The sequence below is a fragment of the Phytoactinopolyspora halophila genome (assembly GCF_003287285.1).
Taxonomy (GTDB): Bacteria; Actinomycetota; Actinomycetes; order Jiangellales; family Jiangellaceae; genus Phytoactinopolyspora_A; species Phytoactinopolyspora_A halophila.
Map to the genome: position 1 here is coordinate 30418 of NZ_QMIG01000035.1, position 12254 is coordinate 42671.

Consider the following 12254-nt stretch of genomic DNA (forward strand, 5'->3'; position numbering starts at 1 on the left):
AAATGCTCGTCGCCCCGTTCGAGTCTCCTTCGACGACGCTTTGTTCCCCGAGGTCGACAACGGTGCACCACTAGAACCGTGGCTTCAAGCCGTCGTCCCCGACGGCGAGAGCGTCGGATTCGCGATGCTGGCGCGGCTCACGTCCCCTCACCCGGGGCCCTACCTGTGGCGACTCCTGATCGATCGCAAGCACCAGCGCCGTGACGTCGGCCACCGCGTCCTCGATCTGATCGCCGACGAATACCACACCATGGGCGACACCACGCTGCTGACCAGCTGGGTCGGCGGCAAAGGGGCACCGGCGCCGTTCTATCTCCCCGACGGTTTCGGACCTAGCGGCGAGATCGAAGCCCGCTTGACCCCTGCCTATCTGGCGGCCGATGGTTGGGCGAGGGCGCGTTCGACGTCGGAGTACGAGATCCGCTCCTGTTCCAGGCGGACGGACCGCCCCAAAGCGTCCTCGACCAGGTCCCGATACAGATCCGCCTCGTCCGGTTGTAGCTGGTCCAGCGATGCGACGTATGGCGATGTCTCCTCGACCCATTGGCCCTCGTGGGCCAGGAGTGTGGCTCGGTCCATCAGCATCGACCGAGCACGCGGAAAGCTCCGGCGTAGCCGGTCGAGCATGGCGAAGCCGTGGGTGTCGATGTCGCCCCAGTAGATAAGTTCGCGGTCGGCGAGCCAGCACAGCTGCTCCAGCACGGACACGGCATGCCCTCCGCCGAACACTGCCACGCCGTCGTCGACGGGTGGGAAGGCCAGATAGGTGATGTCGTTTTCGATGACGTAGACCTTGGAGCAATCCGGCGGCGCGGCCGCTAGCTCATCGAGCCGGACGGTCAGCTCGGTGTACGCACCGGCCAGCCTCTGACCGGGCCCGAGAGTTCGCAGCCGGGCGTATCCGGGGCGCTTCTTAAAGCCGTACCGCCCGGCAATGTCGGTCCGTGGGCGCTCCCAGTCGATGCGGCGCTCGTCTAACTGCGCATCCAGGAGTAGTCCGAGCACGTGGCGGTGTCGCTCGATGAGCTTGGTGTCCACGCCGGGCACGTCGACCTGCCGGATGTATTGCGAGCCGTCCATGTGCTCGTCGATCCAGAGCACGGTCGCGACGAGCAACGGCCACTCGGCTTCGAGCTCCAGCACCTTCAGCGGGTGCCCCAGCATCCACTCCACGAGCCGCGGAGAGTTCGTACGTGCCGAACCGACCAGCTCGGCGAACCGCTCAGCCTCGCGCGTCGTGCCGAGCGCGGACCAGAGCTGCTCGTAGCTGTCCACCCACAGTTTGGCGGGCAGCTCGTTGCCACCGACGAGCCGGCCGCCGATCCGGCGGTATTCCAGCCGGCCGAGACGCTTGGCCGCACCTCCCCAGGACGTCACCCAGGTGCGGACGGCGCCCAGGTCCGACGCGAGGTCGCCCGCGGCCGGACCACGCAGCCCAACGCCAAGCGGCTCCCACGGCTCCCCGCGCGCGTAGGCGGCCAATGCTTGACCGGAGCTCCACCGCCGGCGAAGCCTACGCTCCACGTCGGCAGGGCTCGTCCAGGACGTCATGCCTCGACACTCACCTTAGCCAGCGCGTCGTGGGCGTTACGCCGCTCGCGGTACTCCTCAATCGTCATGCACTGCAAGCGCGAGTTGTCGCCCTCGGCGGTGTTGTCGACGAAGCCCACCGACGAGACGTACGGCTCGATCACGTGGATCTTCTGCAGCGGCGTGACGATCAGCAGCTGCAGGCCGAGCTTGGCAAACAGCCGGAGGGCGAACCGCGTCGACTCGTCCGAGCCGCGACCGAACGCCTCGTCGATCACCACGAAACGGAACGACTTCGATCGCACCGCGCCCCACTCCAGCTTGAACTGGTAGGCCAGCGATGCCGCCAGGATCGTGTAGGCGAGCTTCTCCTTCTGCCCGCCGGACTTGCCACCGGAGTCAGTGTAGGTCTCGTGCTCGGTGTCGTCCTCGCGCCACCGCTCCGAGGCCGAAAACACGAACCAGTTGCGGACGTCGGTGACCCGCTTGGCCCAGGCACGGTCCTGCTCGGTCTGCCCCTCCCGGCCACGGAACCGCTCGACAATGGCCTTGACCTGCAAGAATTTCTGCTCCGAGTACTGGTCGGAGACGTCGCCGAACGCGGTGTCCTCGGTGCACGCACGCAGCTCGGTCTGGAAGTCGCGGATGTCGGTGTTCGGCGTCCGGTGCCGCTCCAGCCGGATGTAGCGGCCCGGGTTGTAGTCGATACCCACCAGCGACTCGTTGATCGTGTCGATCCGCTCCCTGATCAGGCTGACCTGCTTGTTGAGCTGGGCCTGGAACATGGCGATGTCACGGATCGTGTTCGTGTTGAGGTAGGTCTTGAACTGCTCCTCGAAACGCGGCAGGTCGTCGTCGGCCAGGCGGCGGTGCAGTTCGCGGTACTCCCCCGCAGACCCGATCGAGTCGTCCAGCTCCGCGGTCTCCAGCGGGTGCTTCTGCCGGAATGCGCTCATCTTGCGCACAGCCTGGGTGGCGGCGGTGTTCTGCCGGGAGGCCCGCGCGCTGACGCTCGACTGCAGCGCCTCGCCCGTCTCGTTCTGCAGCCGGTCGATGCCGTCCGGATCCGTCGCCAGCCCACCGATCCGGTCGGCCAGCGCGTCGAAGGCCGCCTTCGCCGTCTCGTAGGCGGCGTCACGCAGCAGCTCATGCGCCTGCTCCAACGAGGTGCGGTCGCGGTCGACGCTCTCGTCCAGCCGGCCGATCGTGGAGACCAGCGCGTCGCGAACGCCCTTGGCATCCGCGATCGTCTGGTCGGCCTCCTCGATCTCGCAGTCGATGCGTTTCAGCTCGGACGACGCCGCAAGGATCTGCTCCTTCTCGGCGGTCAGGTCCGCGATCGTGCCGGCTGTCGACTCCCAGTCCAGCTCGGCGTAGTCGCGAAACTCGTCCAGCCTGGCCAGGACGTTCTGACGCTTGCCCGCGGCAGCGCGCTGCGCGTCGAGACGCTTTCGCTCCTCGGCCAGCTCGTTCAGCCGGGGTTGCAGCTCGGCCGCGCGTTCCAGCAACGAGTCGATCTTCTGCTCGTTGCTCCAGCCGAGCACGTAGTCGCTGCGGTCGTCGATGCGGCGGCGGTCGTTCTTCTCGTGACGTCCCCCTCCGCCCTTGACCTGACCGGCCCGCGTGACGGCGAACTTCGCGCGGCGGAACTGTTCCATCGTCTCGACGCACTCGAAGCCGGCCCGGTGCGCGAGCTCGCGCTCCAGCCAGAGATAGAGCTCGGTGTCGGCGATCTCCAGCTTGTCCGCCAGCATCTCCCCGGACGCGCCGGAGTCCGGCGCCGGAGTGACGTTGCGCGGCACCCGGTAGTACACCAGCCGAGCCTGCAGGTGGTGATCGTTGATCCACTCGGAAACGGTGCGGTAGTACTCGTCCGGCACCAGCAGCGAGAGCGCGAAGCCGCGCAGCACCCGCTCGGCCGCGCCCTCCCACTCCGAATGCTCCGGCCGGACTTGGATCAGCTCGCCGGCGAACGGCAGCGCCGTCTCGTCCAGCCCGAGCTCGCCACACAGCCACGAGCGCAGCTCCAAACTCCGGGACGGTAGGTTGCTACGCCGCGAACGCAGGCTGACCAGCTCGGCGTTGACCTCGTCGGCCTCGCGCTCGGCCTGCTGTTGGTTCACCGCCACCTCGGTGACGCGCTCCTGCAACTCGGCTTCTGTTCTGCCGGCCTGCTCGGCCGCTTTGGCGATGTCGTTCAGTCGGGTCATGAACTGCTCGGCACGCTCGACGGCGGGCAGGTCCGCGTCACGTAGCAGGTCATTGAACCGCTCCGCCTTCTTCTGACGCTCGTCCCGCAGCTTCTCCGCTTCGGTGATCTGCCGCTCCAGCTCGCCGAGCCGGTCGCCGCCGTGCCCGGCGCGTTCCAGAACGAGCGCCTGCTTGCGGGACTCCAGCCCGGCCAGGACCTCGTCCTGCTGTTCCAGCTCGGCCCGCTTCCCCGCATTCTTGCGTTCCAGCTCGACGACGCGCTGCTCCAGCAGCCCCGCCTTGCGCTCGGCGCAGAAATACGGCAGCGCTTTGCGCTCGGCCTCCAGCGCGGTGATCTCGGCGGCGAGCGCGTCGTAGGTGTCGCAGTCGGCTAGCAGCGGGGTCAGCTCGTCGAGCTGCGACCGCGCCTTGACAACGGCGTCGTGTGCTTTGGTCAGCGCATCGAAGTGACCGACGAGCTGGTCGATCCACCCCTTGGCGTCGAACGGCTCGAGCATGTGCCCGCGCACGAACTCGTTCAGGTCACCGACCGACTTCATCGACACCGTCTGGTGGAACAGCTCCATGGCCTGCTCGGACTCGATGCCGAGGCGTCGCCGGAAGTCCTTGCCGTACTCCGGGAAGTGGTCGTAGATGCGGACGTCGGCGCTGCGAAGCTGCTTGCGCAATCCCGCGATGTTGTCGCCGAACTCGGCGAAGTCCTCAGCAATCGACAACGGGCGATCCGCCACGGCGAAGAACCGCTCCGGCTGGCCCGAGTTGCCGTCCTTCAGCCAGAACACCTGCGCCAGCGAGACGTCAAGCTCGTAGCCCTCGTTGCGGAACACGCCGAGGATTACCGAGTAGGTGCCGGGAAGACGCAGCGGGACCGGGCGCGACGTCCCCGTCGCCTCGTTGCGTTCGGACTTGTAGTAGCCCGCCACGTAGGACCGCAGGCTGCGCTCGCGAACCTCGGCGCCGGCCGCCTTGTTGTAGGAGATGCGGTTGGCCGGCATCAACAACGTCGTGACCGCGTCGACCAGGGTGGACTTGCCCGACCCGATGTCTCCGGTCAGCAGCGCGTTGTCGCCGTCGAGGTCGAGCCGCCACGCCCGATCATGGAACGTCCCCCAGTTGTAGATCTCCAGCCTGGCGAGCCGGAAACCCGTCCGTCCCGGGACGGCGTCCTCCAGTTCAACCGCGCTGAACAGGCCCGACATCAGGTCTCCTCGTGATCGTCTCCGCGCAGTTCCACAGCGTACTCCGCCAGCCGCTGGTCGAACTCGGCGAGCCACTGGCCGTCCACGAACGCCTTGATGATCCGGCGCACCTCGTAGTGGCCGTCGGTGTCCTTGATCCGGCGCAGAAAGCCGAGCTCGACGACCTTGCCGATGTGCGAGTCGATCTGATCAACGAGACGGACCTCGTTGCTGCCCTCGGGCAGGAACACCCGCATCATCTCCACGATCTGCTCGCGGGTGAGCACCAGCTTGGTGTCGCCGCCGCTCGCGTCGAACTCGATCAGCTTCTTGCGCAGCAGCGCCAGCAGCAGGCTCACATGGAACGACAGCGCCCGGCGCGGGATGAGTCGCGGGATCGCCGGGCCGTCCTCGTCTTCGAGATCCGGCCGCGACCGCAGGTAGGCGTACCCCTCGGCCTCGTCGACCACGACGGTCAGCCCGATCACGCCGACGTAGTCGCGCACGTTCGCCTGCAGCTGCAGTAGCTGGTTCCACTGCGACTCGTGCACGTCGCGGTACAGCACGCCCTTCATCAGCTGCGTCACGACAACGGACAGGCCCGGCTCACCGTACTTGGCCGCCGTTCTGGTAGTCACCCGTGCTCACCCCCTCCGGCCGAGCGCACGTACGTGACCCGCGGAAGCGTGGCGACACGCTCACAACCGTCCGAGTCGTACCAGCTCACCTGCTCGCGGATCTCCTCGTCGAACACCACGCCGAACGCATCGTCGTCGAGCGACAGGTAGCCCACCAACTCGGCCAGCCCGTTCTCCAGCGGATTGTCCCGGACGATCTCGGGCAGGCCGACCTGGCTACGATGCTGCAGCGCCCGCCGTACGTCGCGCGCCAGTGCCGCCCGGTCGACGTAGACCTGCTCGAACATGGCGTCCGCATCGATGTCGTCGTCACCGACGACGACGCTGCTGTCGATCGGGGTGTTAGCCGTGGGTGTGTAGAGCGGGCGCTCCATCGGCAGTGCAATTGACGGCGCCACCCCGTCAATCTCGAACGTCAGTCTCGGCGGACCGTGATCACGCAGCTCCAGCGCCGTCGACTCGATGCTGTGCAGCAGGTCCATCGCCCGCCGGTTCTCCAGCCAGGCCTGGTCGTCGAGGAAGCGCCGGAGCTGGTCAGACAAGACGCGCACCGTCGCCTGAGTCTGCTCTCCGGCGTCGAGCCAGTCATGGTGGATGCGCCGCATCCGCGGGTCACGCTCGCTAATGGCCTCCAACTGCTGCACCTTGTCGAGCAGGTCGCTAAGCTCGGACTGCCGCTGCGGCGAGAGCAGGAAGTCGTAGAACGCCTGGAAACTGCGGCCTTGGTCCGACTCGGCGATCGCGTCGCGGTTGCCGAGCACCTCGTCGAGCAACTCACCTTTCGAGCCGTCCCACGCCGCGATGCGTTCGCGCAACTCACGGTCGAGCGCCCGGAGGTTCGCTTCCACCTCTCGGAAGTCTGCCAACAGCTCGCGAGCCGTGGCGGCGAACTGCTGGTAGCGATCGCGCAGAGCGGACGGGTCGAGGACCGGGACGTTGCCCTGCTCCACCTTCGCGATCTCGGTGTCGATCTCCTGTCTCCTCCGGTACAGCTCTGCGAGCCGGATATCCGGATCCTCTTCGGCGCCGTAGGCGATCTGTCGCAGCAGCTCGAACAGCGTGTTCAGCCGGGACTCGGTACCGACGAACGCGCGGGCCCGAAGCGAGCGAACCCACGACAACGCCTTCTCGACCGCCGGCATGGCGTCGAAGTGCGCTTCGTCCGTGCCCGTCGGGTAGTACTTGCGCAGCCAGCCGACCTCCGGCTTCGCCCAGTCGTTCAGGTACTCACGTGCGGACTTCGGGTACGCCCGCTCACCGAGTCGCTCCTTCAACGCATAGAGCTCGTCGTCCAGCCGGCTGATCAGCTCGGCCGCCGGGACAGAGCGCGCGTTACCCTCGACGAACACCTTATGCAAGAAACTCAACACCAGAGGTGCGTTGTCGGCACGCAGAAGCCGCCAGGCGGAATCATGCTCGCGCATGAACGCAACGTCGTCGAACTGCATCCGGCGGTACGCCCTCCCTCGTCATCGACTTATGGGACATGCTAGGCGTACCCCCAGACAGAACCACCACCAGCGTCTCTGTCGTCTCCGCCATGGCCTGCCGAAATTCGCGATCAAAGTCGCCAGCCCCCTCGGGCAACAACGCCGCCCGCATCGCCCAAGGTCTGAACCAACCCACCCACAGGCCTACGCGCGAGTTGGCATATCAAGGGGCGTTACATGTAACGTTGAATGTATGGCGACAAGCAACAAGGATCGCGTCCGCGCACACCGGGAACGGTTGCGCCAGCATGGGCTGCGCCCGATCCAGATCTGGGTCCCCGACGTCACCTCGCCGCAGTTCGCCGCCGAAGCACACCGCCAGTCCACGCTCGCCGACGCCAGCACCCACGCAGACGACGACCAGGCGTTCGCCGACGCGTTGCAGACGCCGACATGGGACGAGGCGGCCGGAGACGACGAGTGAAACGAGGTGAGGTGTGGACCTCGGCCGGACCCGGCTACGCCACCAAGCCTCGACCCGTCGTCATCATCCAAGATGACCGCTTCGATGCCACGGCCTCAATCACGGTCGCGCTGGTCACTACCGACCGCACCGACCTCCCGCTGTTCCGCATCCCGGTCGAACCGGAAGAGCTCAACGGCCTGCGCCAACCCAGCGCAGTCATGACCGACAAAGTCATGACTATACGTCGCGACCAGCTCGGCACACGCATCGGACGCCTATCCGACGAACAGATGGTGCAGATCAACCGCGCACTCGTCGTCTTCCTCGGCATCGCCGCATAAACCCCACACCCGCATTTGGGCTGGTCAACACATTTCAGGGGATCCGAAGGGAACGAGAATTTCGCCAGGCTGCTGCAAACCGGCCAGCCTGTATCAATGTTTCACCTCTTCAAAACTCTAAATTCGAACAAACATTCTGGGCGTGTCCGAGGAGCGACTTGACCACCTACCACACGCGCACAGCGCTGCAGCTAGGCGGTTGACCTGCTCCGACGCGGAATACATCCGTGACGCTACCCTATCTACTCAGCAGTCAAGCGGCTCGCGTTGTCGTCCTGGAGATCCACGAGAAGTTGAGCAGGCGCTCGGACTCGACCGTGCGGACGTCATGTTGGACGACGCGGTGCTGCGGGTGAGCGGCAAGAACGACGTCCGGTTGGTGCCGCTGCATGACACCACGGTTGCGATGCTCACCAGCTACGCCGCCCGGCGTGACCGGATCTGCACCGAGGTCGCCTCATCGGCGTTCTTCGTTACCCGCTCCGGACAGCGCATGCAGCAGCGCTGGGTGCAGCAGACTTTCGCCAAGCTGCTGGCCCTGGCCGCCATCCAAACCCCGCCGGATCGGCGGCGTCCCAGGATTCATGATCTGAGACACACCTTCGCGGTCGCCACCCTGATCAACTGGCAACGCGACGGCATCAACGTGCACACCCGGCTACCGGTGTTGTCCACGTATCTCGGGCACTCGTCGTCGGAGGCGACGTACTGGTACCTGCAGGCCCGTCCCCGAGCTCCTCGGCCTCGCCGCCGCCCGACTCGAATCCGGCGTCGACGGCACATACGATCACGCGGCGGACGGGCAGCCCGGGAGGCAGCGATGACCACGCTCGCGCCCATCTTCGCTACCGAGCCAGTTGGATCTGACCGACCTGGACGCCGCCACCATCGGCGCCTTTCTGACCCACCTGGAGACAGTCCGCGGGAACAGCCCCGCCACACGCAACAACCGGTTGGCGGCGATCCACTCGCTGTTCCGCTACACCGCCCTGCAAGGCTCCCGAGCACATGCACCTGATCAGCCGGGTCCTGGCGATCCAGCCCAAGCGCACCACGACCACCGTCGTCAGCTACCTCACCAGCGCTGAACTCGACGCGATGCTCGCCACTCCGAACCCCTCCACCTGGCACGGCCGCCGTGACCGTGCACTGCTTGTGCTCGCCGCCCAAACCGGGCTCCGCGTCTCCGAGCTGACCCAGTTCACCATCGACGACGCGCACGTGGACACCGGCGCGCATATCTCCTGCCACGGCAAAGGCCGCAAAGACCGATGCACGCCGCTGACCAGCCACACCGTCGGCGTCCTCACCGAGTGGCTCGCCCAACGTCACGCTCGCGGGACGGCTCCGCTGCTCTGCACCCGCAGCGGAACTCCGATGTCCCGTGACACCGTCAGCCACCTGACCAGGAAATACGCCAGCACGGCGGCAGCCACGTGTCCCTCACTTGCGACCAAGAAGCCCACTCCGCACACCCTCAGACACACCGCTGCGATGACTCTCCTACGCGCCGGTATCGACATCACCGTCATCGTCGTGTGGCTCGACCACGAGAGCCCAACCTCCACCCGCATCTACCTGCACGCCGACATGGCGCTCAAAGAACAGGCAGTCGCTCGCACCAGCCCGCCCGAGCTCGGGTCCGTCCGCTACAAGGCCCCCGACAGCTTCCTGGCCTTCCTCGACCAGCTCTGACCACCACGCATCATCATCAGTACGGGTTATGCCGCACCACCGAAGAGCCCTCACCGCCCTGAACAGCGCACACCAGCGACGGTGCGGCATAACCACACACTCGTCATAAGGGACCTAATGACGACTTCGTCATTAGGTCCCTTCTTGACGTCGCCGGTCTCGTCCACCACCAGCATCGCCTCGTCATCGCCCAGACCGGTCGTGACGTAGTTACGCAGGTCGTCCCGCACTCCGTCGGCGTCCCAGGACGCCCTGAACAACAGGTTCTGCAGTGCATCCGGGCTCTGGTGTCCGAGGTGTTCGGCTATCGTCCAGCAGTTCTTGGATGGCAGGTCTGACATCAACCCCGTGACCAGATCACACGCGTTCTGATAACGACTCCATCCGGGGAAACCGCGATGCGATACGAGACATCAGCCCGTCACGCTCGCGCCGCAATTGATCAACGTCTACGCTGGGTCCTGCGGCCACCGTAAGATCATTTTGAGTCTTCACAAACCAAGATCATCGAGCGGTGGCCGCTTCATATCCAGCACCGACACGCCCAAGATCACGATCTACGGCTGGAGTACTAGCGTCGTCACACCTTCAGCTGTCACGAGTCGGCAGAATTGCCCGTCATCTGGCCCCTTTTACACACGCTCAAGCATTGGTAGTTTCCCAGGTAGTCGACTGATGCATCAGGAAACTGGCGACTCGGTTGTACCGAGTAGGTTTGTTGTAAGTCAATGCTTGTTCTCCACGTCGCTCTATCGCTCCGGAAGGATTCTGCAACCGTTAGTCGTCGAACTGCGCTGGGGTAAAGTCTTGTATTCGTAGGAGTGGGTGATTATTTATGTCCCTTTGGTCGATTAGGCGAGCGGCGGCACTGCTGATTGCTTTATCACTCGGACTGTTCTCTATGGCTTCCGCAAGTGCTGCGGAGTCGAGCGAGACTGACCACCCCTCGGGCAGATTTATGGAATTCAAGGATGACGAGCCAATAGTGATTGTCCCCCACACCCCTGATGGGGATGACTCGAAACCCTTGCAGGATGAATGCCACGGAGATGTTGACAGGCCGGTGCTCAGCGGAAACACTATCTCAACCGAAGGATACCTGACAGATTGCACCGGTGAACCTCCTGACTCTTGCTGGTTGCAGGCAGAGATTCAGATATACAACGAGTTCGACCGTACATGGGAGCCTTACGCGGCAGGACCGGAAAACAACAATTGCCCACCGCCCCGCCGTACTTCGCCTGTGTCTGCATCATGTGAGCCCAATGATACGTCTTACTCCTACCGTGGCTATCTTGAGGTAGTAGTAACATGGTTTGGGTCGGAGCCAATAGAGGCTCGCAAAGGTACAGGATCCCTCACGGTTCCGTGCCTTTGAATGGGCCGAAACAACGAACGAATTAGGTGCTATCACGTGACTGAGCCCCCAGGGATTTCCATTGCGAGAGGACGCTCGGAAGGTCCGCCAGCAGATGAACTGCCCGCGGTGATTCCCGATATCATTGTTCTGGCCTACTCTAGCGATACAGTTCTGACGATTGAGAATCTTCAAGTATTCTCTAGAGGCTTGTTTTTGACGCTTGGCATGAGATTTTCTGCGGACTATATAGAGCGAACCAGCAGTGTGTCCAGCGTGCGGGAGAAGAGCGTTGGGCGAGAAATCGAGCTTAGCGCTCGCCTTGACCGAAGTGATTCTCTTGTGCATGTTGCCGATCTCGGCGGAATGGGCTCCGCTCGCCTGTGGCATCGATCATATTGGATGACACCGTTACCAGGTGACAATACAGATAATATCACGTTTCGAGTGGTAAGTTCCGCGCATGGACTTGTGGGGGAATCCCGGATGCCGGTCGAGAGAATACTGGGCGCGGCGCAGCATGTAACGAGCCTATTTAAAGAGAATTCAGGCGATACGCAGTCGTAGTCGGTGGTTGGTCGTAAGGGCCATCAGAGTCGCCGCCCATGCATCGCGACGTACCTACGATGATCCGGCTTAGCCAGAGCTAGCCTCAGTTCTGTTCAGTTAGGTCGGTGACACTTCACAGACCGGTTGCTCGTTCGGGCGGGGCTAATCCGTGTGATGGGCTCGTGGCCCCACCCCGATCCCGCGAGCCTCGCTCGGCGACGGCGACCGCGAGATCGGCGTCATAGGCGACCCTACCGCGTTCGGCCAACTCCGCTATCTCGGTCAACGAGGCACCGAAGTCTCAGACGCTCGGCAAGCGCCGCCACCGACGCATCTGTGCCGCCGAGTGGAAGGTCCGCGTATTTCTCGACCAACTCGACACAGCGCCCGAGATCACTGTCGGTCGGTGGTTCGATCTTGAAACGTCGCGATCGGAGTGACCGCAGGAACCTCGCCTCCGCCGCCGGTCCCCCCTGCACGCTCGATCATGAACGTCGCTTCAGCCACAACCAGAGCCGGAACGACCAGAGTCCGAGACGACTTCGCCAGAAGTTCGCGACAAGCCTCATGATCTGGATCCTTCCGGTTCGCCGCAGCGACAAGCGGACCCGTATCAACGATCACGACTGGCCAAAACCGTGCTCCGCGAGGAACGCGTCGGCGTCGCAAGCCGCCACCTCGTCGGAATCAAAGGACGCCACAAACTCCAACGGGTCAGGTTCCGCCGACGCTTCCTCAAGCAAACGAGCAGCCGACACCGCCGGCTCCACGCCTTCCCGTTCAGCCCGGCGGCGGAACACGTTCCGCCTCCCGCCGGTACTGGGACCAGATGTCCAAGGATCTGCGGCCGGTCTATACC

The 12254-nt window shown here is 64.4% G+C and carries 12 protein-coding genes and 2 pseudogenes; 6 read left to right on the forward strand and 8 right to left on the reverse strand.

Features of this window, described 5'->3' with window-relative positions; translation table 11 throughout:
- Window positions 1-40: 40 nt before the first annotated feature.
- Window positions 41-205, forward strand: a pseudogene (locus tag DPM12_RS24555) (GNAT family N-acetyltransferase); the annotation flags it as partial.
- Between the two features lie 161 nt (window positions 206-366).
- Here the strand turns inward: DPM12_RS24555 and DPM12_RS20355 are convergent.
- Genes DPM12_RS20355 through DPM12_RS24560 form a run of 5 tightly spaced genes read right to left on the reverse strand, consistent with a single transcriptional unit; the run spans window position 367 to window position 7159 of the window.
- Window positions 367-1551 (reverse strand): Wadjet anti-phage system protein JetD domain-containing protein, encoded by a 1185-nt coding sequence (locus tag DPM12_RS20355; protein WP_112260190.1) that lies wholly within the window; start codon window positions 1549-1551, stop codon window positions 367-369.
- Window positions 1548-4940: an ATP-binding protein gene (locus DPM12_RS20360; RefSeq protein ID WP_112260191.1), complete on the reverse strand. Its 3393-nt coding sequence runs from the start codon at window positions 4938-4940 to the stop codon at window positions 1548-1550. The genes DPM12_RS20355 and DPM12_RS20360 overlap by 4 nt, the downstream gene beginning before the upstream one ends.
- Window positions 4940-5557, reverse strand: a complete 618-nt coding sequence (locus DPM12_RS20365) for a DUF4194 domain-containing protein (protein ID WP_211659183.1) — start codon at window positions 5555-5557, stop codon at window positions 4940-4942. The genes DPM12_RS20360 and DPM12_RS20365 overlap by 1 nt, the downstream gene beginning before the upstream one ends.
- The gene (locus DPM12_RS20370; protein WP_112260192.1) at window positions 5554-7005 is read right to left on the reverse strand and encodes a DUF3375 domain-containing protein; all 1452 of its coding nucleotides are present in this window, start codon (window positions 7003-7005) and stop codon (window positions 5554-5556) included. Before DPM12_RS20370 ends, DPM12_RS20365 begins: the two co-directional genes overlap by 4 nt.
- The gene (locus DPM12_RS24560) at window positions 6968-7159 is read right to left on the reverse strand and encodes a hypothetical protein (protein WP_425467620.1); all 192 of its coding nucleotides are present in this window, start codon (window positions 7157-7159) and stop codon (window positions 6968-6970) included. Before DPM12_RS24560 ends, DPM12_RS20370 begins: the two co-directional genes overlap by 38 nt.
- An 81-nt stretch (window positions 7160-7240) precedes the next feature.
- On the opposite strand from DPM12_RS24560, the gene DPM12_RS20375 reads away from it, so the two are divergent.
- From DPM12_RS20375 to DPM12_RS20395, 4 genes are all read left to right on the forward strand, one after another.
- Window positions 7241-7471: an antitoxin MazE family protein gene (locus tag DPM12_RS20375; RefSeq protein WP_112260193.1), complete on the forward strand. Its 231-nt coding sequence runs from the start codon at window positions 7241-7243 to the stop codon at window positions 7469-7471.
- Window positions 7468-7794, forward strand: a complete 327-nt coding sequence (locus tag DPM12_RS20380) for a type II toxin-antitoxin system PemK/MazF family toxin (RefSeq protein WP_112260194.1) — start codon at window positions 7468-7470, stop codon at window positions 7792-7794. Before DPM12_RS20375 ends, DPM12_RS20380 begins: the two co-directional genes overlap by 4 nt.
- 142 nt (window positions 7795-7936) lie before the next feature.
- Entirely contained in the window at window positions 7937-8812 is an 876-nt protein-coding gene (locus DPM12_RS20385; RefSeq protein WP_281269689.1) for a tyrosine-type recombinase/integrase, read from the forward strand.
- Window positions 8803-9489: a tyrosine-type recombinase/integrase gene (locus tag DPM12_RS20395; RefSeq protein ID WP_112260196.1), complete on the forward strand. Its 687-nt coding sequence runs from the start codon at window positions 8803-8805 to the stop codon at window positions 9487-9489. Before DPM12_RS20385 ends, DPM12_RS20395 begins: the two co-directional genes overlap by 10 nt.
- 137 nt (window positions 9490-9626) lie before the next feature.
- On the opposite strand, the pseudogene DPM12_RS20400 reads toward DPM12_RS20395, so the two are convergent.
- Window positions 9627-9903, reverse strand: a pseudogene (locus DPM12_RS20400) (transposase); the annotation flags it as partial.
- 1000 nt (window positions 9904-10903) lie between these two features.
- Between DPM12_RS20400 and DPM12_RS22970 the strand changes: the two are divergent.
- Window positions 10904-11413 carry a hypothetical protein gene (locus DPM12_RS22970; protein ID WP_123788448.1) on the forward strand — a complete coding sequence of 170 codons (510 nt, stop codon included), beginning with the start codon at window positions 10904-10906 and terminating at the stop codon, window positions 11411-11413.
- Between the two features lie 375 nt (window positions 11414-11788).
- Here the strand turns inward: DPM12_RS22970 and DPM12_RS24565 are convergent, their stop codons facing one another.
- Both DPM12_RS24565 and DPM12_RS23335 read right to left on the reverse strand, forming a co-directional pair.
- Window positions 11789-12019: a PIN domain-containing protein gene (locus DPM12_RS24565; RefSeq protein WP_158542981.1), complete on the reverse strand. Its 231-nt coding sequence runs from the start codon at window positions 12017-12019 to the stop codon at window positions 11789-11791.
- The coding region (locus tag DPM12_RS23335; RefSeq protein WP_211659184.1) for a hypothetical protein at window positions 12016-12254 on the reverse strand (239 nt) is incomplete at its 5' end. The genes DPM12_RS23335 and DPM12_RS24565, both read right to left, overlap by 4 nt.